Annotated in this window: 23 protein-coding genes; 1 reads left to right on the top strand and 22 read right to left on the bottom strand. The window is 39.6% G+C overall.

What is annotated here, in order from left to right; translation table 11 throughout:
• Positions 1–122 precede the first annotated feature (122 nt).
• The 4 genes from rpoD to ccpN form a co-directional block, all read right to left on the bottom strand.
• Complete coding sequence (rpoD, locus tag I858_RS07390) at positions 123–1,277, bottom strand: RNA polymerase sigma factor RpoD (protein WP_065524139.1); 1,155 nt, start codon at positions 1,275–1,277, stop codon at positions 123–125.
• Positions 1,278–1,310: 33 nt separating this feature from the next.
• On the bottom strand, positions 1,311–3,110 hold the full coding sequence (dnaG, locus tag I858_RS07385) for a DNA primase (RefSeq protein WP_065524140.1): 1,800 nt from the start codon (positions 3,108–3,110) through the stop codon (positions 1,311–1,313).
• A 196-nt stretch (positions 3,111–3,306) separates the two neighbouring features.
• Positions 3,307–4,113: a pyruvate, water dikinase regulatory protein gene (locus I858_RS07380; protein ID WP_065524141.1), complete on the bottom strand. Its 807-nt coding sequence runs from the start codon at positions 4,111–4,113 to the stop codon at positions 3,307–3,309.
• Positions 4,114–4,123: 10 nt separating this feature from the next.
• Positions 4,124–4,762 carry a transcriptional regulator CcpN gene (ccpN, locus tag I858_RS07375; protein ID WP_065524142.1) on the bottom strand — a complete coding sequence of 213 codons (639 nt, stop codon included), beginning with the start codon at positions 4,760–4,762 and terminating at the stop codon, positions 4,124–4,126.
• Between the two features lie 325 nt (positions 4,763–5,087).
• Between ccpN and I858_RS07370 the strand changes: the two genes are divergently transcribed.
• Positions 5,088–6,464: a glycine--tRNA ligase gene (locus tag I858_RS07370; protein WP_065524143.1), complete on the top strand. Its 1,377-nt coding sequence runs from the start codon at positions 5,088–5,090 to the stop codon at positions 6,462–6,464.
• A 75-nt stretch (positions 6,465–6,539) separates the two neighbouring features.
• Here the strand turns inward: I858_RS07370 and recO are convergent, their stop codons facing one another.
• The 18 genes from recO to hrcA form a co-directional block, all read right to left on the bottom strand.
• Positions 6,540–7,322 (bottom strand): DNA repair protein RecO, encoded by a 783-nt coding sequence (recO, locus tag I858_RS07365; RefSeq protein WP_065524144.1) that lies wholly within the window; start codon positions 7,320–7,322, stop codon positions 6,540–6,542.
• Positions 7,323–7,334: 12 nt separating this feature from the next.
• A complete protein-coding gene (era, locus tag I858_RS07360; RefSeq protein WP_065524145.1) occupies positions 7,335–8,252 on the bottom strand; it encodes a GTPase Era in 918 nt (305 codons plus the stop codon).
• Positions 8,236–8,646: a cytidine deaminase gene (locus tag I858_RS07355; RefSeq protein WP_065524146.1), complete on the bottom strand. Its 411-nt coding sequence runs from the start codon at positions 8,644–8,646 to the stop codon at positions 8,236–8,238. The genes era and I858_RS07355 overlap by 17 nt, the downstream gene beginning before the upstream one ends.
• Before the next feature lie 18 nt (positions 8,647–8,664).
• Positions 8,665–9,018 (bottom strand): diacylglycerol kinase family protein, encoded by a 354-nt coding sequence (locus tag I858_RS07350; protein ID WP_065524147.1) that lies wholly within the window; start codon positions 9,016–9,018, stop codon positions 8,665–8,667.
• Positions 9,005–9,487, bottom strand: coding sequence for an rRNA maturation RNase YbeY (gene ybeY / locus I858_RS07345; protein ID WP_065524148.1), 483 nt, complete (start codon positions 9,485–9,487; stop codon positions 9,005–9,007). The genes I858_RS07350 and ybeY overlap by 14 nt, the downstream gene beginning before the upstream one ends.
• Positions 9,488–9,500: 13 nt before the next feature.
• Positions 9,501–11,621 carry an HD family phosphohydrolase gene (locus tag I858_RS07340; protein ID WP_065524149.1) on the bottom strand — a complete coding sequence of 707 codons (2,121 nt, stop codon included), beginning with the start codon at positions 11,619–11,621 and terminating at the stop codon, positions 9,501–9,503.
• 179 nt (positions 11,622–11,800) lie between these two features.
• Positions 11,801–12,760, bottom strand: coding sequence for a PhoH family protein (locus tag I858_RS07335; protein WP_065524150.1), 960 nt, complete (start codon positions 12,758–12,760; stop codon positions 11,801–11,803).
• A 223-nt stretch (positions 12,761–12,983) separates the two neighbouring features.
• The gene (locus tag I858_RS07330; protein ID WP_065524151.1) at positions 12,984–13,496 is read right to left on the bottom strand and encodes a hypothetical protein; all 513 of its coding nucleotides are present in this window, start codon (positions 13,494–13,496) and stop codon (positions 12,984–12,986) included.
• Positions 13,497–13,526: 30 nt separating this feature from the next.
• The gene (gene floA, locus I858_RS07325) at positions 13,527–14,513 is read right to left on the bottom strand and encodes a flotillin-like protein FloA (protein WP_065524152.1); all 987 of its coding nucleotides are present in this window, start codon (positions 14,511–14,513) and stop codon (positions 13,527–13,529) included.
• A gap of 4 nt (positions 14,514–14,517) precedes the next feature.
• Positions 14,518–15,843: an NfeD family protein gene (locus tag I858_RS07320; protein WP_065524153.1), complete on the bottom strand. Its 1,326-nt coding sequence runs from the start codon at positions 15,841–15,843 to the stop codon at positions 14,518–14,520.
• Positions 15,844–16,067: 224 nt separating this feature from the next.
• Positions 16,068–16,241: a 30S ribosomal protein S21 gene (gene rpsU, locus I858_RS07315; RefSeq protein WP_006828698.1), complete on the bottom strand. Its 174-nt coding sequence runs from the start codon at positions 16,239–16,241 to the stop codon at positions 16,068–16,070.
• Between the two features lie 95 nt (positions 16,242–16,336).
• On the bottom strand, positions 16,337–17,005 hold the full coding sequence (gene deoC / locus I858_RS07310; protein WP_065524154.1) for a deoxyribose-phosphate aldolase: 669 nt from the start codon (positions 17,003–17,005) through the stop codon (positions 16,337–16,339).
• 73 nt (positions 17,006–17,078) lie between these two features.
• A complete protein-coding gene (locus I858_RS07305; protein WP_065524155.1) occupies positions 17,079–17,816 on the bottom strand; it encodes a 16S rRNA (uracil(1498)-N(3))-methyltransferase in 738 nt (245 codons plus the stop codon).
• A 12-nt stretch (positions 17,817–17,828) separates the two neighbouring features.
• Positions 17,829–18,770: a 50S ribosomal protein L11 methyltransferase gene (gene prmA, locus I858_RS07300; protein WP_065524156.1), complete on the bottom strand. Its 942-nt coding sequence runs from the start codon at positions 18,768–18,770 to the stop codon at positions 17,829–17,831.
• Between the two features lie 127 nt (positions 18,771–18,897).
• Positions 18,898–20,010: a molecular chaperone DnaJ gene (dnaJ, locus tag I858_RS07295; RefSeq protein WP_065524157.1), complete on the bottom strand. Its 1,113-nt coding sequence runs from the start codon at positions 20,008–20,010 to the stop codon at positions 18,898–18,900.
• A gap of 107 nt (positions 20,011–20,117) precedes the next feature.
• Positions 20,118–21,938, bottom strand: coding sequence for a molecular chaperone DnaK (dnaK, locus tag I858_RS07290; RefSeq protein ID WP_065524158.1), 1,821 nt, complete (start codon positions 21,936–21,938; stop codon positions 20,118–20,120).
• A 21-nt stretch (positions 21,939–21,959) separates the two neighbouring features.
• A complete protein-coding gene (gene grpE / locus I858_RS07285) occupies positions 21,960–22,559 on the bottom strand; it encodes a nucleotide exchange factor GrpE (protein WP_065524159.1) in 600 nt (199 codons plus the stop codon).
• Between the two features lie 17 nt (positions 22,560–22,576).
• Positions 22,577–23,611 carry a heat-inducible transcriptional repressor HrcA gene (hrcA, locus tag I858_RS07280; protein WP_065524160.1) on the bottom strand — a complete coding sequence of 345 codons (1,035 nt, stop codon included), beginning with the start codon at positions 23,609–23,611 and terminating at the stop codon, positions 22,577–22,579.
• Between the last annotated feature and the right edge of the window lie 53 nt (positions 23,612–23,664).

Below are 23,664 nucleotides of genomic sequence, written 5' to 3'. Positions count from 1 at the left end.
TATCATTATATAGGCAAAATCAAGACAAGTTCAAGTTTTATCTCTAATCTTTAACTAAATTATAAAGATGCAAGCATCAAAAAACCGCATTCCAAAACTAGAATGCGGTAGGTAATTTGTTTTTATTCTAGAAAATCTTTAAGACGTTTGCTGCGTGATGGATGACGCAGTTTGCGCAATGCTTTTGCTTCAATTTGACGAATCCGCTCACGCGTTACGCCAAATACTTTCCCTACTTCTTCTAACGTGCGTGTTCGTCCGTCATCTAAACCAAAGCGCAAGCGTAAGACATTTTCTTCGCGGTCAGTCAATGTATCCAATACATCTTCTAACTGTTCTTTTAACAGTTCATAAGCGGCATGATCAGAAGGCGACTGCGCATCTGAATCTTCGATAAAATCACCTAAATGCGAATCATCTTCTTCACCGATTGGTGTTTCAAGTGAAACAGGTTCTTGAGCGATTTTCAAGATTTCACGTACTTTTTCAGGTAATAAATCCATTTCTTCTCCGATTTCTTCCGGTGAAGGATCGCGGCCAAGGTCTTGTAGCAATTGACGTTGAACACGAATCAATTTGTTAATCGTTTCGACCATATGCACGGGAATCCGAATCGTCCGCGCCTGATCCGCAATTGCACGAGTAATGGCTTGGCGAATCCACCAAGTTGCATACGTACTAAACTTAAATCCTTTAGAATAGTCAAATTTTTCTACTGCTTTGATCAAACCCATATTTCCTTCTTGAATCAAGTCCAAGAACAACATGCCACGACCGACATATCGCTTCGCAATACTTACTACTAAACGTAAGTTAGCCTCAGCAAGGCGCTTTTTCGCTTCTTCGTCGCCTTGTTCAATCAATTTTGCCAAACGGACTTCTTCTTCTGCTTTTAACAAATCAACGCGTCCGATTTCTTTCAAGTACATGCGGACGGGGTCATTAATTTTAATACCCGGCGGAACACTCAAGTCATTTAAATCGAATTTATCTTCAGTTGATTTCATTAAACGATCCAGATGTTCTTCGTCATCAGACTTGCGTTCCAATTCAATGCCGTGACCTTCTAATTGGTCAATAAATTCTTCTACTGCATCGGATTCCATTTCGAAAACAGCCAATTTGTCAGCAATTTGTTCATAATTAAGCTCTCCGGTTTTTTTACCTGTTTCAATGAGCTGTTTTTTCGCTTCTTCCACAGTCGCTTCCGGACCTTCAGTAGTCAATGGAACATTACTTGCTTCAACTTCAGTTTGGCGATTAGATTTCTCAGCCATGTGACTTCCTCCTTTAAAAAAACCGGAATTAACTTACAATGATTTTCGTAAAGCAATCACTTCTTGTGCAAGAAGTAAAGCGCGCTTTAAGTCATGCTGTTTTTCCGCTTCTTTTGATTGCTGGATTTTTAACTTAATTTGCTGTTCGATACGATATTTTTGCAAGTGCTTTAAACAGTCAGCGATTTCCTCATCTGTGTGTTCTGGATCACGTTCAGTTAATGCCGTTTCCATCACAAGTTTACGTAGTTCATTGTCTCGTAAAGTCTCTAAAAATTTATGAAAGTCTGCTTTATCCCATTCTTCATAAAATCCAAGTAACTGAACGTAGAGCGCTTGAAATTCTTCAGTAACAAAAAGAATTCCGTTATCTTCAACTTCTAATTTTTCCATAACCGATGGGTCTGCTAATGCATGAGATAGAAGCATTCGTTCTGCTCTATGCAAAGAAGTAACTTGCTTTGGTTCTTTTTTAGAAGCTTTGACCATTGTTGGTTCAGGGCGGTTTCGTTCAATTGTCTTGTTTTCTAATTTACGATAATGCTGTAAAATCGCTTCTTGAGACAATCCAGTTTCTCCTGATAACTGTTTTATATACAAGTCTCGCTCCAAGGGCGAAGACCTTCCAGCCAAAAGTTGTAATACCTCTTGAATGTATTGCAACAAGTCATTTTCATACTGAAAGTTTTTGTTTCGTTTAGCATGCATCATCGCAAATGCAATAAATGCGTGCGGTTTGCCAATAATTTGATCTTTAAAGGCTTCCGCACCATTTTCCTTCACATAATCATCTGGATCCATTTTACCTGGTAGTACAGCTACTTCTACTTTGAAATTTTCTTCATTTAATGCAATAGCTGCTCGTTTGGCGGCTTCCCAACCTGCATTATCGCCATCAAAGCAAATGACCACTTCTTGCGCAAAACGCTTCATCTGACGAATATGCTGAGCAGTGAGCGAAGTGCCCATAGTTGCTAAAGCATTATCAACCCCTGCTTTACCCGCTGCAATAACATCCATAAACCCTTCAAACAAAATGATTTGTCTGTTTTTGCGTATTGCGCTTCTGGCATGGTGTACATTATAAAGCACTTGGCTTTTTTGAAAAATTGGAGACTCCGGGCTGTTCATATATTTTGCTTCTTGTTTCGTATGCTCAAGGACACGACCCGAAAAGGCGATTACTTTGCCTGTCTCATTCATAATCGGGAACATAATTCTACCGCGAAATCGATCAAAATAGCCACTTGATTGCTCGCGTGGAATACCTAATCCACTTGCTTCAAGTTCCTCTTCGCTAAAACCTTTACGCTTGAGCGCAGATGCCATGTAATTCCATTCTGGAAGCGACCAACCAATTTTATTTTTTTCAATAATTTCACGCGTAAAGCCTCTATTTTCCAGATAGTCCAATGCTGCTTGGCCTTCTTCTGTATTCAATAGAATATGGTGATACATGTCCGCAGCAAACTCGTGCATCAAAACTAATTGATGATCGCTCTTTGATTGCACCGGACCTGAATCGACAGGACTTTGTATATCAACATCGATGCCAGAACGACTACCTAATCTCGATAGGGCATCTTGAAACGTTATATTTTCAATATCCATCAAGAAAGTGATCACATTACCACCAGCTCCACAGCCAAAGCAATGAAAAATTTGCTTATCGGCAGTAACAGAAAAAGATGGTGTGCTTTCCCCGTGGAATGGACAAAGGCCAAACCAATTGCGCCCTCTCTTTGTTAACTGGACATATTCCCCCACCACATCCACGATATCTGTGCTGGAACGAATTTTTTCAATCACTTCTTCAGAAACTCGATTGGACATTATTCTCACCATCTTTGTTTGCTTATCTAGTTTAATTCGTGATAAAAAGACAAAATCCTTCAATTTTCGACAAAAAGATAAAGCAAACTATTTTTCCACTAGTAAGCTTTAGCCACGATTCTTAATTATAGTACTTTTTCAGTAAAAAATCCACCAAAAAGAAAGAAAAACCGCCCAAGTAGGTGGTTTTTCCACATTATTTTTGGTGTTTGCTCAATATAAGATTAGCTGTTTCTTCAACAGCTCGATTTGTTACATCCACAATTTCGCAACCAATTCGGTCTACTACTTTATGAAAATGTTCAATTTCTTCGTGGATGCGAGTTACTTTTGCATAATTTGCGTCATCATTTAAACCAAGAGCAATCAACCGTTCTTTCCGAATATGATTGAGTTTGTCCGGTGAAATAACTAAACCAAAACATTTTTTGGGATCGACAAGGTAAAGTTCCTCAGGAGGGTCAACTTCTGGTACAAGTGGTACATTTGCGACTTTCAGTCGTTTATGCGCTAAGTATTGCGATAAAGGCGTTTTGGATGTTCTCGATATTCCTACTAAAACAATGTCTGCCATCAAAATACCTCGCGGGTCTCGCCCATCGTCGTATTTCACTGCAAATTCAATAGCTTCTACTTTTTTAAAATAATCATCATCTAGTTTTCGTACTAGCCCTGCTTCTTGCAGGGGAGGTGCATGTAATTCTTTTGCGAGCGCATCTAGAAGCGGTCCCATTAAATCTACTGCGGTTACATGGAATTTAGCAGTTTCTGCTTTTATGTAATCTCTAAGTTTTTGAGATACTAAGGTATAAACAATAAAGGCATTTTGTGTGACAGCTAATTTAACGACTTCTTGCAAATGATCGATTGAATCAATATAAGGAAATCTTTTAAGCACTGCGTTTTGATCTGCATTTAAATATTGGCTAATTGCCGCTTTCGCAACGAGCTCACCTGTTTCACCGACCGAGTCAGAGACAATAAATAATCGGAGTGAATTCATAATTGACACCTCACAAATCGTGGTTTTCAGATAGCGATAAAAACGCACGAGTAATATTCGTTTTTGTTAATCTACCGACAACTTTAAAACCATCGGGTTGTTCTTCTACTACGGGCAACGCATCGATTTGTTGATTGATTAAGCGATGCGCCGCTTGAATGAGCGATTCATTTTTCACACAGTACGTAACGTTTGGCATACGCGTCATAATGATATGTACTGGAATACTCATTAGGTCTTGACTGCCCAAACTTGCACGCAACAAGTCTTTTCTAGACAGCACTCCCGTTAAATGTGACTTTTTATCAACAACAAAAAGTGTTCCGACATCATCCAAGAACATTTGGCTGATAGCGTCATATACACTAACATCTTCTCTAACGACAACTGGAATTGACTGGAAATCCTTAACTTTCATATTGTTCATCGTATCTGTAACGTCTTGTCCCGGCTTTTTGCCCGAATAAAAATAGCCAACACGCGGACGGGCATCTAAAAATCCTGCCATTGTCAGGATGGCTAAATCAGGTCGTAACGTGGATCTTGTTAAGTTTAAGCGATCAGCTATTTGCTCACCAGTAATCGGACCATTCCCTTTAACAATTTGCAAAATTTCCTCTTGTCGTTTATTGAGTTCGATTGGACTCACCGCCTCAAAATATATATATATGTTATACTCAATATCGATTATTATATACTACTAAACACGATATTGCGAAGAAAACATTAGCATGGTATAATATTAACGAACTGAACAGAGGCAACGACGGATAGATAAGTACTGTAACTTAAAGCGAGCAGTGATAGTGAGAGTCTGCACCTACAGGAAACGGGGATCCAGAGCTATTTTTGTGTTAAAGTGGGCTGCTTTTGCAGTCAATCGAGGTGGAACCGCGGGTCTTAACGTACTCGTCCTCGGACATGTCTACATGTCCGAGGACGCGTGCGATTTTTTATTTTATGGAGGTAATTTTATGTCAATGGAAGATGTAGTAGCATTAGCAAAACACAGAGGCTTTGTATTCCCAGGCTCTGAAATTTACGGAGGATTAGCGAATACGTGGGATTATGGTCCGCTTGGCGTCGAACTAAAAAACAATATTAAAAAAGCCTGGTGGAAAAAATTTGTTCAAGAGTCTCCTTATAACGTGGGTCTCGATGCTGCGATTTTGATGAACCCGAAAACTTGGGTAGCCTCAGGGCATGTCGGCAACTTTAACGATCCCATGATCGACTGTAAGAGCTGTAAAACTCGTCACCGCGCAGATAAACTAATTGAAGATGCACTCGATGCGAAAGGCATTGAATTAATCGTTGACGGGTTATCATTCGAACGCATGGCAGAATTGATTCAAGAACATGATGTAAAATGTCCAACGTGCGGTGCGAAAGATTTTACAGAAATTCGTCAGTTTAACTTAATGTTTAAAACGTTCCAAGGCGTTACGGAAGCTTCAACAAACGAAATTTTTCTACGTCCAGAAACAGCACAAGGGATTTTTGTTAACTATAAAAATGTTCAACGTTCCATGCGCAAAAAAATGCCTTTTGGAATTGCTCAAATCGGTAAAAGTTTCCGTAACGAAATCACACCAGGTAACTTTACCTTCCGCACGCGTGAGTTCGAACAAATGGAACTTGAGTTTTTCTGCAAACCTGGTGAAGATTTGGAATGGTATGCTTACTGGCGCGATTTCTGTAAAAACTGGTTGTTAGATTTAAACCTAACAGAAGGCAATATGCGCTTGCGTGAACATGACGCAGATGAACTTTCCCATTACTCAAACGCGACAGTTGATATCGAATACAAATTCCCATTCGGCTGGGGCGAACTTTGGGGTATTGCAGATCGTACAGATTTCGACTTAAAACGTCATATGGAACATTCAGGAGAAGATTTCCACTATATCGACCCAACAACAAACGAACGCTTCGTTCCTTATTGCATCGAGCCTTCTCTTGGAGCTGACCGAGTCACATTAGCATTTCTAGTAGATGCGTTCACTGAAGAAGCACTTGAAAACGATGAAAAACGCACAGTTTTAAAATTCCATCCTGCTTTAGCCCCTTACAAAGCAGCTATTCTTCCTTTGTCGAAAAAGTTAGCAGAAGGCGCAACTGGCGTATTCGCTGACCTAGCTAAGCACTTTATGGTCGATTACGACGAGTCACAATCAATTGGTAAACGTTACCGTCGCCAAGACGAAATCGGTACGCCATTCTGTATCACGTACGATTTTGATTCAGTAGAAGACGGTCAAGTAACTGTACGCCACCGTGATTCAATGGAACAAACACGTATGCCGATTGCAGAGGTCCAAGCTTACATCGAAAAACACATCCAGTTTTAAGTCGAAAAAGCGGAAACAACTGCTTAGCTTCGACAAGCACTAAAATCTAGACATGAAAAAAGAGTTGCCAAAAGACTACTCGTCTTTTGGCAACTCTTCTTTTTTCGGTAAAAATTCGGGTGTCCGTTCTAATTGTTCAAGGAATTTTCGTGACTTTAAACGAATTCCCGCTTTTTCTTCGTAAATAGTTCGAACGATTTGTTTAAGCAAGCTTTTAGATTCTTTTTTTAAGGTCAACGAACCTACACGCTCGATTGGTACAAAATAAAAAGTACGAATCAATTTCACTAAAGCTGGGCTTAACCGAATGATGTATGGATCGATATGAAAACATCGATGACATAAAAAACCAAGTTCTTGAAAAGAAAAAGCGAATTCCCCTTCAGTCGATCCACAATTTGCACATTCGTGAAGCGTCGGCGTAAGGCCAGCCACTTGCAACATCTTCCATTCTACAAAAAGCGTAATTGCTTCTGGATCATAACCGTCGTCTATCGCGTGAAGAGCCTGGTACAAAATGTCAAAAATAGCAGGTTGTGGCTCGTCTTGTTCAGTGAGTCGATCAATCAACTCTGTAACATAACTTGCATAAGCAGTAGACATGATATCTTCGCGAATATGTCGAAGCGATTCGAGCGGGTCTCCTGCTTGTAAAGTACCCATGCCTTTTCCTTTATAAATCGAAAATGTACCATGTGTAAACACTTGAGTAATGGCCGCTAATCGACTAACAGGTTTTTTTGCTCCTCTTGCCATACAAGTAATTTTCCCTGCTTCTCTTGTAAATAACGTGACAATTTTATTATTTTCACCATAAGGCATTGTGCGAACGACAATTCCTTCTACTTGGCTTTGCATGCGAAGGTCTCCTTAGTATTCGTCTTCTCTGAAGCCGAAATCACGTAAATGCATCGCTTTGTTGCGCCAATCTTTTTGCACTTTTACCCATAATTCTAAATAGACTTTCGAGCCAAGCAAGTTTTCGATGTCTTGACGCGCACGTGTGCCAATTTGTTTAAGCAATACTCCTTTTTTACCGATAACAATACCTTTTTGAGAATCACGCTCGACCATAATGGTTGCTTGAATACGAATCATCTCTTTGTTTTCTGAATCAGGAGCAATTTTTTCAATTACTACAGCAATAGAATGCGGAATTTCTTCGCGTGTTAAATGCAATGCTTTTTCACGAATCAATTCTGAAATGATAAAACGTTCTGGGTGATCCGTAATTTGATCAGCTGGGTAATATTGAGGTCCTTCTGGCAGACGCTGATTGATTTTTGTTAATAAAGTCTCGACGTTATTGCCTTCTAGTGCAGAAATTGGAATCGCTTCTGCAAAATCAAACTCGTTGCGGTAAGATTCAATGATTTTGGGTAAGTTATCAGGATGCACTTGGTCAATTTTATTGATGACCAAAAATACAGGCACATCAATGCCTTTTAGCATTTCAAGTACATAGCGATCTTCTTTTCCAACACGATCAATGCCACTCGCAACAAATAATAATACATCCACTTCGCGGAATGTATTTTTGGCTACTTTTAGCATAAAATCTCCTAGTTTGTGACGGGGCTCATTAATACCCGGTGTATCAATGAAAACCATTTGGCTATCAGTTGTTGTGACAACACCTTGAACTTTATTTCGTGTTGTTTGTGGCTTATCGCTCATAATGGCAATTTTCTGGCCCACTACTCGGTTAAGAAACGTTGATTTACCAACGTTTGGTCGTCCGATAATTGAAATAAATCCTGATTTAAATCCTTCATTGTCTGGCTGCATAGTTTAAATCCTCCGTTGTAAATGCGCCGGGAAGCAATTCGCTGATTGTCGTTTCCTGCACGTCCCCTTTTAAGTTTGTTAAGTATACAGGCATGTCTGGTGCACAAAATTCTGCTAACACTTGTCTACACGCTCCACAAGGCGATACAGGTCCTGGAGTATCGGCTGATACTGCCAACGCCACAAAATCTTTTTCACCTTCAGAGACTGCTTTAAACATGGCTGTGCGCTCTGCACAATTTGCGAGCGAGTAGCCTGCATTTTCTATATTGCAACCGAGATAGACTTTACCATTAGCTGTTAGTAATGCTGCTCCAACAGGAAATTTTGAATAGGGCACATACGCATTTCCACGTGCTTCTATTGCTTGCTTCAATAATTGTTCTTTTTCCATTTTTTTCACCTCTGTAAGTTAAACCCATTTGGGTAGAAATATGATTAATCCAATTATAACACTTGCCGTTGCAAATACCAAAACAGCGCCTGCTGCCATATCTTTTGCCTGCTTTGCAAGTGGCTGAATTTCAGTGGTTGCTAAATCTACAACACGTTCAATGGCTGAATTAACTAGCTCTAAAGCAATCATACCGCCGATTAATAAAATAACAATAAACCATTCTATTTGAGATAAACCTGTAACCCATCCTGCAAGGCTTACAATAATTGCTGACGCAACATGGAATCTAATATTTTGTTCTCGCTTTAAAGCAATTCCTATTCCTTCAGCAGCAAATCGAAATGAGCGAAAAAATTTACGCGTCTTCATGCTGATCACGTGTAATACCTAGTGACAGTAAAATTTCTTCTTGACGAGCAGACATTTTTTTTTCGTCTACTGCTGTCATGTGATCATATCCTAAAAGATGCAAAAAACCATGTACTGCAAGAAAACCAAGTTCTCTTTCGAACGAATGACCATAATCATTCGCTTGTTCTTTTGTGCGATCAAGCGAAATAACAATATCTCCAAGCATACGAGGTTCAGTTGAGCCAACAATTGCTGTTTCCCCTTCGCCTAATTCCTCCATCGCAAATGATATTACGTCGGTCGGTTGATCTTTGCTCCTATATTCGCGGTTAATATCCCGAATCATTGCATCTGTAACAAATGTTACCGATACTTCAGAATCAGAGACTTCTTCTTTTTTGGCAGCATGTTCTAATAATTTTCGCACAAAATCTAGCTCTTTTTGTTCTAACGTTTCTGTTTCATCCATAAAATCAATAGCTATCATAAAAATCCTCCTATCATTGTGGCTCTTTTGGGTATTCAATACGAGAATGGAAAATACCATTCAACGTTTCACACATAATGTCTTTGACGGTCTTTAGTTCTTTTAGCGATAAGTCACATTCTTCAAATTGTCCATCTTTTAGTTTATCCTCTACAATCGAATCGACCAATTTTTTTATCTTTTCTGATGTTGGTTTTTTCATCGAACGTACAGCTGCCTCTAAACTGTCTGCTATACAAATAATCGCAATTTCTTTTGTTTGCGGCTTTGGACCTTGGTAACGATAAGAATCCTCAACGAGAGTTGGATCGAGTTCTTTTGCTTTATAATAAAAGAACTTCAATAAGCTGGTGCCATGATGTTGTGCGGCGACATCAATAATTTCTTTTGGCATTTTGTGCTTTTTCAACAGCCGGGCACCATCTATACCATGCGCTAAAATAATATCTCGACTTTTTTCTGGTGGCAAGCGATCGTGTGGATTGTCAATATTCACTTGGTTTTCGATGAAGTATTGTGGATACTTAGTTTTGCCAATATCGTGATAATAACATCCGACTCTTGCCAAAAGTCCATTTGCTCCAATCGCTTCACACGAAGCATCAGCTAGATTGGCAACCATCAAACTATGATGATACGTACCAGGTGTCTCCGTAAGTATTTTCTTAAGTAAAGGATGGTTCGGATTAGATAACTCAATCAAGCGCATAGTCGACAACATACCAAATGCTGACTCAAAAAATGGCAAGAAACCAATTGCCAGTGCTCCTGATAAAAGCCCTGATACAATAGCTGCTGTAAAGTAAAATCCAATTTCCGTCCAATTATACTGTGTTTGTCCAAGCAATAGATAAAAAGCGATAAATAATGTGTTCGCTCCAGCTACAGCTAAACTAATTTGCAACAGACGCCCACGACTTCCATCTTGTTCGATCAAGTAAATTGCCGTTAATCCACCAAACAAAATGTAAAAAGCAACATCAACTTGTAACGATGACGAATAACCACTTGGTAACATCATACCTGCTGCTGCACTGACTAAAATTGTCACAAAAACAGCTGCGCGTTCGTTGACTAACAAACGAACGATTATTCCAGTTAAAGCTGTGGGAAAAATAAAAGAGATAACCATATCAAAATTCTCACTAACTTCAGCAATCAATTTCATCAAGACGAGTGAAATACTGACCGTTACTAATACGACCAGTAGTTCTATTACTTTATGTTTATCGTCTTTATGTGATCGAGTAATCACTACCAATAACAGTCCTATTGCAATTAGCACAAATACGAACAAGCCAAGTAACGGTTGGTAACTAAGCTGGTCTTCTGTCATTCCTGCTAATTCTAATTGTCGGTACACTTCTCGGTCAATCAACTGACCTTCTTGAACAAGTACTTGTCCTTGCAAGATACGCGTGGGTTCGACACTATCGCGCACTTGTTCTAGTTGGTTGGCAGTTAATTCTTCATTGACCAGTTCTGTTGCAATAATACCAAAACGACCGATCGTTACAGCCGCTTGAATAATATCGTTGGGTATTTGTTCATTACGCCGAATTTCTTGTTCAATTTCTGTCCGTATTCTCGCTACTTCTTCGGTGCGAATCGGTTTAGTTAAATAAGATTGAATGGTTTTATTTAACTGTTCTTCTACATTCAAAAGGCGCTCGTCAGAAAGAGCTAGTAGAGACTTCAGCATATCGTCTGTTAAACGCAATCCATTTTCACTTGTCTCAAGCAAACGCAAATCTTCTCGCAGTTGCTCGATCATTTCTTTTTCAGTAAGTGGGGCTTGTGCTTTTTCAGGTATCGCTTTAACTTCTGAAATGTAACCAAAAAGCGATGCTACTAAAGCTGCTTGATTATCTACAAACTCCTCCATAAATTGATAACTAGGTGTGACTTCTTCCGCGAGTCGTTGTTTTTCTTGCTCGGTTTTAACTGGATCTTCTACTGTTTTTTCAGAACGAATAGTATCAGTTGATAATTGAAATAATTGTATATCATATGTATCACTTTGGACTGAGTCCGCTAGAAACGCGTATAAAATAATACCAGTCAACAAAATGCCAGCTACCATAATTTTTCGATACCCTAGTTTCTCAAAAAGAGTTTGCGCTTTTTGACGCATGTCTACACCCCACATTTCTATCCCTATCATAACAACTAAAGAAATAGATTTCACCGTGTATTTCTTTTATTTAGAAATTTTCTCCAGATTTATTAGGATAATTGAAAAATTTTCAGCAAATTTCTAATGGTATAGAAAAAAGGTACAAGGAAGTTATCCTTGCACCTTTTATAAATTGTTTACGTTGGTTGATTTTCGTAAGCTTCAATAATTTTAGCCACTAATGGGTGACGCACAACGTCTCCACTTTCAAGATATTGAAAATGAATATTGCGAACATCTTTCAAAATAGATTCTGCTGCGATTAATCCAGATTCCGCACCACGAGGCAAATCGATTTGAGTTTTGTCTCCGGTAATAATCATTTTTGAACCAAACCCAAGACGTGTTAAAAACATTTTCATTTGTGCTTTAGTCGTGTTTTGTGCTTCATCAAGTATAACAAATGCTTCATCTAATGTGCGACCTCTCATGTAAGCGAGAGGTGCGATTTCAATCGTGCCGCGTTCTATAAAGCGATTGGTCTGTTCAAGTCCTAACACATCGTGTAGAGAGTCATATAAAGGACGCAAGTAAGGATCTACTTTTTCTTTTAAGTCTCCTGGTAGAAACCCAAGGCTTTCGCCCGCTTCTACTGCAGGACGTGTCAAAATAATTTTCTTTACTTGGCCATTTTTAAGTGCTTGAACTGCCATAACGACAGCAAGGTAGGTTTTTCCGGTTCCAGCAGGACCAATTCCGAAAATCAAATCTTTACTACGCATCGCTTGAATGTAGTAGCGCTGACCAATTGTTTTTGCACGGATAGATTTGCCGTTCGCGGTCCGTGAAACTTCTTCATCATATAGTTCAGCAAAGTATTCAATGGTACCATTTTTGGCCATTTCAATAGCCGAAATAATATCCCGTTGATCGATATTGATTTTTTTGCGGATTACTTGCAGTAATTGTTCTATTAATAGTTTCCCCATCTGCTTGCCTTCTTCAAAGCCAGATAATTTGATGACATCACCACGAGTAATAATTTGAATATCAAAAGCTTCTTCAATTAATGTTAAATGATTATCTGAGATCCCAAGTAGCTGAACCGCTTCATTGGGGTCTTTCACATGTAATTCTAGCAGGTTATTTTCTGTCATGTGGACGCTCCTTAGGATCGAGTATTTGCTACTAATTTCACTTTATCATTAAAGAGATTCACTTGTAAAATATTTGCCTGCTACAAGTCCACACTGTGGTAGGTCATTACGATTTCTGCTTACAACGCTGCTCAAAATTTTTACAGCTTTAAGAAAATCGGTATTAGTTTACATAATAAAAATATCAATACAAAAAATCAGTCAGTTTAAACTGACTGATTTTTTATCGTTTTGACTTTGGAGGCAATAGAATTTCCGCCATGATGATTCCTCTTCGAATGTCTTCAGTCTCTAGTGGCAACAATTCATCTGAACTTTCTTCCATATTTTGAACAACTGGTTGATTTCGAATCGATCTTGGTTTGCTCGACGAAAAGCGGTCTTGAATTTCATCTTGAATTTCATGTCGCGATTCTCTTGTCGATACTCGACGCGCCACTTCTTCTCTTGCTTCACGTAGAGGTGCACGTTCTATTACTTCTTCGGCTTTTTGTTTTACTTGTTCTACACGTCCTGATCCTTGAGTTTTTTGAGTTTGCAGTTCACCATAAATTTCACGTGCATAGTCCTCTACTCGTTTAAACGTGTATTGTCCCGATCGCCCATCTCTAGAAGTTGATGTATTTGCCGAGACTGGTTTTGCAGGAAGATTGTCATCATTAGTCGTCTTTTTCTTTTCTTTATTGAAAAAAGCACCTACCGCCATGATAACAAGTCCAAATATGAGAGCCTCCATACGACAAACCTCCCTTATGGTCAACGCTCATTAGTTATCGTTGGATTTTTCTGTACTTGATTTTGAGATGGACTCGCGCATACCCGTATCCGCCTGAACGTTTTTATAATTCACGTAATCCATAACGCCAATGTTTCCGCTGCGAAGTGCTTCAGACATTGCTAAAGGAACAGCTGCTTCCGCTTCAACAACTTTCGCTCTCATTTCAACAACTTTGGCTTTCATTTCTTGTTCACTTGCTACAGCCATTGCACGACGCTCTTCTGCTTTCGCTTGAGCAATTTTCTTGTCTGCTTCTGCTTGCTCTGTCTGCAACTCTGCGCCAATGTTTTTACCAATATCAACGTCTGCAATATCAATCGACAGAATTTCAAACGCTGTTCCAGAATCTAGGCCTTTAGATAAAACGGTTTGAGAAATCAAGTCCGGATTTTCTAGAACTTTTTTATGACTAGTGCTCGAACCTAAAGTAGAGACAATCCCTTCACCTACACGGGCAACGATTGTTTCTTCTCCTGCACCCCCGACTAAACGGTCAATATTTGCACGAACCGTGATTCGAGCTTTTGCTTTAACTTCGATTCCGTCCATCGCCACACCTGCAATAAATGGTGTTTCAATAACTTTCGGATTAACCGACATTTGAACTGCTTCTAATACGTCACGACCCGCAAGGTCAATCGCTGCTGCACGTTCAAACGGCAATTCGATATTTGCACGATGTGCCGCAATCAACGCATTAACGACACGGTCAACGTTACCACCAGCTAAATAATGACTTTCTAGTTGATTGATTGTTACTGTTAAACCTGCTTTTGATGCTTTGATCAATGGATTCACAATACGCGATGGGATAACACGACGTAATCTCATTCCAATTAGTGTGAAAATACTAATTTTAACTCCTGCTGCTATCGCCGATACCCAAAGCGTAATGGGCACGAATGTGAAGAAAATTGCTAACAGAACGATAATCCCAATTATCGCTGCACCTAAACCAAGTGTTTCGATTCCCATTCTTCTATTCCTCCTCTTGTTTTTCAAGCTCGCGAACTACAATACGCGAACCTTCTACCTTGATTATCTTAACATCTTTCCCATTGTCGATAAACCTTCCTTCAGAAACAGCGTCGATTCGCTCATCTTCTAACTTAATGGTACCCGATGGGCGAAGCGCCGTGACTGTCTGAGCAATTTTGCCGACAAGTTCCGGACGATTGGTAGTTGAAACATACCCACTTTTTGTATCAGTGGAATCTGTCAAAATAATTCGTTTAAATAAATCAAGTCGCTTGCCAAAGAATTTCACTACAATCACCATCCCTACTGTTGCTACTATCATTGCAATAAGCACTGCTATGGCGGTGGTTTTCAAGTCTCCTCCCGCCAATAAAACACTACCGAGAATCGCTGCAACGCCCAAGAGCCCTACTACACCACCCGGTATAACAAATTCCGCCATCAACAATGCGAATCCGATGACTAGCAAAATAATAGATTCGTATCCCGCTAGACCCGCCACTAAATGACCGTAAAAAAACAGCAGCAAAAATGAAAGTCCGATAAATCCCGGAACACCAACTCCTGGTGTAAACAACTCAAGCAGCAACCCCAAAGCTGCGATTGACAGAAGAATTGGCACAACTATCGGATTGGTTAAAAATCGAGCCAAACTTTCTGAAAATGTCTCGTCGACAGTCACAATGGTCGCGTCTTCATAGCCCTTTAACACAAGAAGCTCATCCAAAGAAGAAACTGTTCCTTCAGAGTAACCGACCTTTTTAGCTTCTTCAGCATTTAAAGTTAATAATTTCCCTTTGGCAGCTCCTACTTCTGGCAGATCTATTGAAGTATCCGCCATCGCTAAAGCATATTGAGGATTACGTTTGGCTGTTTGAGCAGCACTTTTCATAGAAGATAGCCATGCGCTATTGGCTTTGTCAGCTGCTGCGTTTCCGGATTGGTTTATTACTTGTGCTGCTCCAATGCGTCCATTTGGATGCATATAAATTTCGCTGTTGTGCAATGCGAGAAATGCACCAGCAGACAAAGCATCTTGATTGATAAAGGCTATCGTTGTCACTGATGTTTTATCCAATAGACGTGCAATACCATCTGCTGCGTTGACAAATCCACCTGGTGTATCGATTTCAAATATAATGGCTTCGGCGGATGCGTCTTCTGCTTCTTGAATTCCTCGTTCAATAAAAGATTGCAATCCTCTTTCAACTTCATCTTCGATAGGAATCACATACACTGTCGAAGTATCTGCTTGGATTGCCGGAAGCATGAGCAAAAAGGATAACAGCAACAGTACAAAACCTAAACAGACTTTGACTTTGCTCAACAGGATCTCTCCTTTCACATAGTAAATTCACTAGTTATCTATATACGGATGAAATGGAAATAAGTTTCAATGTATGTCTTTCTAGTATAAAGCAAGTGTGCTGTAATAACGACAGAATGCGCTTACAAAGATAGCAAATCAAAAACCACTAACACAAAGATCATGTTAGTGGTTCAGGCTGGTCGTTCATATTTTTTAAAAGTCATTATACTGCTTAAAGTCAATTAAAATTTACGTTTACGCGCAGCTTCTGATTTTAGTTTACGTTTCACGCTCGGCTTATCATAGTACTCGCGCTTTCTTACCTCTTGCATTGTTCCAGATTTAGAAACAGTGCGTTTGAAGCGGCGAAGAGCATCTTCAATCGATTCGTTTTTACGAACTGTAGTTTTTGACATCTCTTTTTCCCTCCCTCCGAACACACGTTGAAGCGAAGAACAACAAGTGTTATATACTCAAAAATTATATCGTATTATCATTGAAAGGTCAATAGTTAATAATCAGAATCCGAAGATAGACCTTGCATAATTTTGACGCCAGAGCTTGCACCAATACGAGTAGCTCCTGCTTCGATCATTGCTTCTACGTCTTCTAAACTACGAATGCCCCCTGAAGCTTTGACACCTAACTCGTCACCAACAGTTTTGCGCATTAGTTTTACATCTTCAATAGTAGCTCCGCCAGTTGAAAATCCAGTAGAAGTTTTAACAAAATCAGCTCCAGCTTCTTTTGATAAACGTGAAGCCGTTTCTTTTTCTTCGTTTGTCAGCAAGCACGTTTCTAAAATTACTTTGACGATTGCTTTGCCTTTTGCCGCATTGACAACTGCTTCAATGTCTTTCTTAACAAGCGCTGTGTTACCACTTTTTAATGCGCTAATGTTGATTACCATATCAATTTCACTAGCACCTTTTGAAATTGCATCTGTCGTTTCAAATGCTTTTGTTTCTAAAGTTGATGCGCCTAATGGGAATCCAATTACTGTGCAAACTTTTACTTCGCTGTTTGCTAATTGTGCTACAGCCGTTTCAACCCAAGTAGGATTTATGCAAACAGAAGCAAATTTGTATTCGGCTGCTTCTTTACAAAGTTGAACAACTTGACTTTCTGTTGATTCAGGTTTTAATAGCGTGTGGTCAATAGTTGTTGCTATGTTCGTCATAATTAAAATCTCCATTTCATTTAAAAGTTGTTTTTTGCAGATGCAATTCCTTATCTCAAAATAACATTTTCACTTATTCGAACTCATACGAAATGGCAGCCAGTGCATACAAAGGTGCCGTTTCTGTTCGTAAAATCCTTGGACCAAGCGATGTGAAAAGAGCTCCAGATTTTTTTAGATCTGTTACTTCAGATTCAGAAATTCCACCTTCCGGGCCAAAAACAATAAGCACCGAATCTTTATCATACAGTGATTTTAAAATTTCAGCAAACCGCTTTCTGTCTTCTTGTCGTGCTTCTTCTTCATAAGCTACAATAACCACATCATAGCATTTAGCACTTATTAGCAATTGTTTAAAGTTATGTAATGGGAGAATTTCTGGAACATGTGTACGATGGGATTGCTCAGCAGCCTCTTTCGCTATTTTTTGAAGCCGCGCCATCTTTTTCTCACCTTTAGCATGGTCCCATTTTACAATTGAACGCTCAGCGGAAAAAGGCAGCAATGCGTGCATGCCTAGTTCTGTTGATTTTTGCGTAATTAAATCCAATTTATCACCTTTTGGCAACCCACATGCGATCGTGATTTTTTTCGGTAGTTCAACTGTAGCTTCTACTTTGTCGCCCACTTTGATTTTAATATCAACGTCCGCCATTAAAATCTCCGCTTTGTAAGCTTTATTGTCTATAACTGCAATTAACTCGTCACCCACAGTTTGACGCATCACTTTAGCGATGTGCTTTGCATCATCGCCAGTTATTGTCACTCTTCGGTCCTCAGGCATTTTACCTGCTATAAAATATCGTTGCATTGTGACACCTCGTTATTCAGGTTTTTTTGAAATGATGGTGACCCAGTCTTCCATCATCATAACGTCTTCAATGATAAAGCCAGATGCTTCTAAAGCTGCTTTAACATCGTTTTTCTTCGACTCAATAATACCTGACGTAATGTACCAGCCACCTGGTTTGACGATTTTAAAGGCATCGTCTGTAAATGATACAATGACTTCTGCGAGGATATTTGCAACCACTACATCTCCAGCTTCGCTCACTTTATCAGTTAAATTGCCTTCTTCCACAGTGACAATATCTTGAACCTTGTTTAATTCGATATTACTTTTGGCAGATTCGACAGCCACTTCATCTAAATCTAAGGCATACACTTTTTTCGCAGACAACAAAGCTGCTCCAATTGCTAATACACCTGATCCAGTACCAATATCAATAACACGGTCTTGCGGTTTGACCATTTTCTCTAAAGCCTGAAGACTCATTACTGTCGTCGGATGAGTTCCCGTACCAAACGCCATTCCAGGGTCTAATTCAATGATTAACTCGTCACTCGAAACCGGATGATACGTTTCCCACGTTGGAACAATGGTAAAACGCTGTGAGATTTTCACAGGATGATAGTATTTTTTCCACGAAGTGGCCCAATCTTCTTCATCCACTTCATTGATTGACACTTTATTTTTTCCTAAATCAATGTCAAACGCGACTAAATTATTGATTGATACTTTAATTGCTTCAATCGTTTCTCCTAAAAAGCTATTTACAGGAAGGTAAGCTTTTAAAATGACACCATCCGCAGGAAAGTCACTTGGATCTAATGAATAAATTTCACCAAAACGATCTTCCCGTTCTTTTATCAAGTCCTCTGAATCTTCAATGACCACACCACTTGCTCCCGCTTCATGCATAATGTTGGAAACTGCTTCAATTGCTTCATTTGTTGTATGAATCGACAGTTCTGACCATTTCAATTTTGCCCAGCTCCTTTTTCACTTCTACAGTCAGTAAGACTCTTGCTTTTGCAAGAGTCTTACTTGTGTAAAATCGAATTACTTTAGCCACCCATGAAGAAGGAAGCCTCTGTCATTTTCAGTTGGTTTAGTCCCCTTTAATTGTACGTTTGATTTTTTCAAAAAGTGAACTGCTGTGCTCTTCTGGAATATCGCCACTAATTTCAGCAAATTCACGTAATAATTGTTTTTGTTTCTCACTAAGTTTTGTTTGTGTTTTCACTCGAATGATTACATGCTGATCACCTGTTCCGTAGCCATGAACATTTTTGACTCCTTTTCCTTTCAAACGGAAACGAGCTCCACTTTGAGTACCGGCGGGAATTTTCAATTTCACTTTACCAGAAGTTGTTGGCACTTCAATTTCATCACCTAAGGCTGCTTGCGGATAAGTAATTGACATGTCTAAGTAAATATCATCGCCTTCACGTTGAAAATCTTTATGTGATTTCACACGGAAAACAACATATAAATCTCCTGCAGGCCCTCCGTTGATTCCGGGTCCACCTTGACCGGTAACACGCAATTGCTGACCGTCATCGACGCCAGCTGGAATTGTCACTTTGATTTTGTTTACTTTACGGACTTTTCCTTGTCCGCGACAAGTAGGGCACTTTTCTTCGATAATTTGTCCTGACCCTTCACAATGATGACATGCACGGCGATTGACCATACGGCCAAAAGGTGTGTCTTGTGTGACATTAAGTTGACCAGAACCTTCACAATATGGACATGTTTTTTTCTTTGTTCCAGGCTTAGCACCTGATCCATCACACGTTTCACACGTTTCGTCTTTTGGAATTTCAATTTCGGTTTCTTTCCCGAATACAGCATCCATAAAGTCAATCGTCATGGAATACTGCAAATCGTCACCTTTTCGTGGTGCATTCGGGTCGCGACGTCTTCCGCCACCACCAAAGAACGTGCTGAAGATGTCGTCGAAACCAAATCCATCTGCTCCGCCGCCACCAAATCCTTGGTTCGGATCTTGATGTCCAAATTGATCGTATTGTGCACGTTTTTGGTCGTCACTCAATACTTCATAGGCATCTTTTACTTCTTGAAATTTTTCAGAAGCATTATCATCTTTATTGATATCCGGATGAAATTTCTTTGATAAAGTTCGATAGGCTTTTTTGATCTCTTCTTTGGAAGCAGACTTGGTTACGCCCAGTACTTCATAATAATCTCGCTTGTTCATAAGTCACTCTCCCTTAGCAATCATTAGTAATTGTACACGGTTTAAATCTCTGTTGCAAAGCAATGAAAAAGCCAAAGCATGTTGCTTTGCTTTGACTTTTCACTGACTTACTTATTATCGTCGTTTACTTCTTCAAAATCAGCATCAACTACATCATCGTTGCCTGAAGTTGTATTTCCTTCTTGCTCTGCTTGCTGTGCTGCTTGCTCGTAAGCTTTCATTGAAAGGCCTTGTAAAATTTCTTGAAGTTTATCTTTTTTCTCACGAACATCTTCAATGTTGTCAGACTCTAATGCCGCTTTTAGTTCATCGCGAGCATCTTCTGCTTGTTTTTTCTCTTCTTCTGTAACAACTTCACCAAGATCAGTGATTGTTTTATCAGTTTGGAAAACAGCTTGGTCCGCTTCATTGCGAAGTTCTACTTCTTCTTTCACTTTCGCATCTGCTTCAGCATTTTCTTCAGCTTCTTTGATCATGCGTTCGATTTCATCATCTGATAATGACGTATTCGATTGAATCGTAATTGTTTGTTCTTTTTGTGTGCCAAGGTCTTTTGCTTTAACACTTACAATTCCATTTTTATCGATATCAAAACTTACTTCGATTTGTGGAACGCCACGTTGTGCTGGTGGAATATCTGCTAATTGGAAGCGACCAAGTGTTTTGTTGGCTGCTGCCATCGGACGCTCACCTTGCAATACGTGAATATCTACAGCTGGCTGGTTATCAGCAGCAGTTGAGAAAGTTTGAGATTTCGAAGTTGGAATTGTCGTGTTGCGCTCGATCAATTTTGTGAACACGCCGCCCATAGTTTCAATACCAAGAGATAATGGCGTTACATCTAATAACACAACATCTTTTACATCTCCAGTTAATACGCCACCTTGTACAGCCGCGCCCATTGCAACAACTTCATCTGGGTTAACGCCTTTATGTGGATCTTTGCCAGTTTCTTTTTTCACTGCTTCTTGTACAGCTGGAATACGAGTAGACCCACCTACTAAAATAACACGGTCAAGTTCTGAAGCTGCAATTCCAGCATCTTTCAACGCTTGGCGAGTAGGTCCCATTGTACGTTCAACTAGTGAAGAAGTCAGCTCGTCAAATTTCGCACGGCTCATAGTGATTTCCATATGAAGCGGGCCTTCTGCTCCAGCAGTAATAAATGGCAGTGAAATTTGAGTTGAAGACACACCAGACAAATCTTTTTTCGCTTTCTCAGCAGCATCTTTTAAGCGCTGAGTTGCCATTTTGTCTTTCGATAAGTCGACACCGTTTTCTTTTTTAAATTCTGATACCAAATAATCAATGATCAATTTGTCAAAGTCATCTCCACCAAGGCGGTTATCGCCGGCAGTTGATTTTACTTCGAAAACCCCATCGCCAAGTTCAAGGATAGATACATCGAACGTACCGCCACCAAGGTCATAGACAAGGATTGTTTCGTCTGTATCCGTTTTATCAAGACCATATGCTAATGCTGCTGCAGTTGGCTCGTTAATAATACGTTCTACTTCAAGACCAGCAATGCGCCCTGCGTCTTTAGTTGCTTGACGTTCTGCATCGTTAAAGTAAGCAGGTACCGTAATAACCGCTTTTGTTACTTTTTCGCCTAAATATTCTTCAGCATACCCTTTAAGGTATTGTAAGATCATTGCAGAAACTTCTTGAGCTGTATATTCTTTGCCTTCTGCAGTTACTTTTTCTTGTGTACCCATTAACCGCTTAACTGATTGAATAGTGTTTGGGTTTGTAATAGATTGGCGTTTTGCTACTTCGCCGACTTGGCGCTCGCCGTTTTTGAAAGCTACAACAGAAGGAGTTGTACGGTTACCTTCTGGATTTGGAATAATTTTTGGTTCGCCGCCTTCTAATACTGCGACTGCTGAGTTTGTTGTTCCTAAGTCAATACCGATAATTTTGCTCATTTTTGAATTCCTCCATTAATTTTATTCGTTTACTTTTACCATTGCTGGACGTAGAACACGGTCTTTTAAAAGATAACCTGTTTGTAATTCTTGTAATACTGTTCCCGCTTCAGCGTTGTCGTCTTTTTCTTGCATAACCGCTTGATGGAAATTCGGGTCAAATGGTTGCCCTAAAGCTTCAATTTTTTCTAAGCCTTCGCTTTTAACTGCTTCAACGAGTGATTTTTGTACCATTTCGACTCCTTTTAACAAGGATGCCGATTCTTCACTTTTGGTTGGAACAGAGAGCGCTCTTTCGAAATTGTCTAATACTGGCAGAATATCTGTTAGTAACGACTGAGCTCTAAATTTATTGGCAAGTTCTTTGTCTTTTTGAGTACGCCTTTTGAAATTATCATAATCAGCTAACAGGCGCAAATATTTATTTTGCTCAGCTTCAAGTTGATCACGAAGCTCTTGTAATTCGTCAACTGGCTCAGTCTCTTCTTCAGTAGAAACTTCTGTATCAAGTGTTTCTGTAGCTACTGCCTCTGATTGTTCTTCTGTTTCAGTTGCTTTAACATCAACTTCTTCAGGCATTGCCTGTTCTTTTGTTTTTAGTGTTTCCTTTTTTTTCGGCAATTTTGTTCCTCCTTTGTTCACGTTCCTTTAAACATCCGGTTCAACTCTTTCGATAAATCTCCACTTAATAAATCTAGTATCGAAACAATCCGCTTGTAGTCCATGCGTTTCGGACCGATTATGGCGATTGAACCGGTTTGTTCTTCACCTGCATCATACGAAACCGTTATAACACTACAGTCTTCCATTGCTGTCAGCATGTTTTCTGACCCAATGCGAATGTGAAGACCTTGACTACCTACTGGCAGTATCATTGGAATGTGCTTTGCTTCTTCCATAACATCCATCAAGTTCCTGATTTTTTGAAGATCATGAAAATCAGGTTGTTTCAAAATGTTCAACTTGCCTGCATAATAAACATTTTCGTCTTCATGTGGCAACAAGACAGCTTGCCTGAACGTGTGAAACAACTCACCATAACGCTCAAGATGTTGTTTTAGTACCGTTAATGTTTCTTGTTCTAACCGAAGATGTAAATTGTTAAGCGATACACCGACTAAACGTTCATTTAAGATATTCGTCATTTTTTCAATATCCGATGGGTCGAGCCCAAGTGGAATTGGAAAGATTCGATTTTCTACATGACCGGTATCCGTGACAATAATCGCGACTGCAGTATCAGACGTTAAAGGAACAATCGACAGCTTTTTAACAATATGTCTGCGCACATCTGGCCCAAGTAAAATGGACGTATAATTGGTTAGTTCTGACAGCATCATCGCAGATCGTTTAATGACCTCTTCTGTTTCTGTCAATCTTTCTTCAAAAATCGAGCGCAATTGCACAATGTCTTCTTTCGGCAACGGTCGCGGTGTCAACAAATAGTCGACATAATAACGATATCCTTTTTGAGAAGGAATGCGTCCAGAAGACGTATGCGTTTTTTCCAAAAAGCCGATTCTTTCTAACTCCGCCATTTCATTACGAATCGTTGCGGGGCTAAAAGGAATTTCAGGCTTTTTAGAGAGTTGGTTCGATCCTACCGGCTGAGCTGATTGAATGTAATCATCTACTGTCACCTTTAAGATGAGCAGTTGCCGTTTTGTTAACATGATCATCACCTCTGTTAGCACTCTACGTACCCGAGTGCTAATACTACATTAAA

The sequence above is a fragment of the Planococcus versutus genome (genome assembly GCF_001186155.3).
Taxonomy (GTDB): Bacteria; Bacillota; Bacilli; order Bacillales_A; family Planococcaceae; genus Planococcus; species Planococcus versutus.
Note: the sequence above shows the minus strand (reverse complement) of the source record. Positions and strands in the feature narration are given on the sequence as shown.

Coding starts and splice junctions, on each gene's coding strand:
- rpoD (WP_065524139.1), bottom strand. CDS start 1,277: ATGGCTGAGAAATCTAATCGCCAAACTGAAGTTGAAGCAAGTAATGTT.
- dnaG (WP_065524140.1), bottom strand. CDS start 3,110: ATGTCCAATCGAGTTTCTGAAGAAGTGATTGAAAAAATTCGTTCCAGC.
- I858_RS07380 (WP_065524141.1), bottom strand. CDS start 4,113: ATGAATTCACTCCGATTATTTATTGTCTCTGACTCGGTCGGTGAAACA.
- I858_RS07370 (WP_065524143.1), top strand. CDS start 5,088: ATGTCAATGGAAGATGTAGTAGCATTAGCAAAACACAGAGGCTTTGTA.
- recO (WP_065524144.1), bottom strand. CDS start 7,322: ATGCAAAGCCAAGTAGAAGGAATTGTCGTTCGCACAATGCCTTATGGT.
- era (WP_065524145.1), bottom strand. CDS start 8,252: ATGCAGCCAGACAATGAAGGATTTAAATCAGGATTTATTTCAATTATC.
- I858_RS07355 (WP_065524146.1), bottom strand. CDS start 8,646: ATGGAAAAAGAACAATTATTGAAGCAAGCAATAGAAGCACGTGGAAAT.
- I858_RS07350 (WP_065524147.1), bottom strand. CDS start 9,018: ATGAAGACGCGTAAATTTTTTCGCTCATTTCGATTTGCTGCTGAAGGA.
- ybeY (WP_065524148.1), bottom strand. CDS start 9,487: ATGATAGCTATTGATTTTATGGATGAAACAGAAACGTTAGAACAAAAA.
- I858_RS07340 (WP_065524149.1), bottom strand. CDS start 11,621: ATGCGTCAAAAAGCGCAAACTCTTTTTGAGAAACTAGGGTATCGAAAA.
- I858_RS07335 (WP_065524150.1), bottom strand. CDS start 12,760: ATGACAGAAAATAACCTGCTAGAATTACATGTGAAAGACCCCAATGAA.
- I858_RS07330 (WP_065524151.1), bottom strand. CDS start 13,496: ATGGAGGCTCTCATATTTGGACTTGTTATCATGGCGGTAGGTGCTTTT.
- floA (WP_065524152.1), bottom strand. CDS start 14,513: ATGGGAATCGAAACACTTGGTTTAGGTGCAGCGATAATTGGGATTATC.
- rpsU (WP_006828698.1), bottom strand. CDS start 16,241: ATGTCAAAAACTACAGTTCGTAAAAACGAATCGATTGAAGATGCTCTT.
- deoC (WP_065524154.1), bottom strand. CDS start 17,005: ATGACGAACATAGCAACAACTATTGACCACACGCTATTAAAACCTGAA.
- I858_RS07305 (WP_065524155.1), bottom strand. CDS start 17,816: ATGCAACGATATTTTATAGCAGGTAAAATGCCTGAGGACCGAAGAGTG.
- dnaJ (WP_065524157.1), bottom strand. CDS start 20,010: ATGAACAAGCGAGATTATTATGAAGTACTGGGCGTAACCAAGTCTGCT.
- dnaK (WP_065524158.1), bottom strand. CDS start 21,938: ATGAGCAAAATTATCGGTATTGACTTAGGAACAACAAACTCAGCAGTC.
- hrcA (WP_065524160.1), bottom strand. CDS start 23,611: ATGTTAACAAAACGGCAACTGCTCATCTTAAAGGTGACAGTAGATGAT.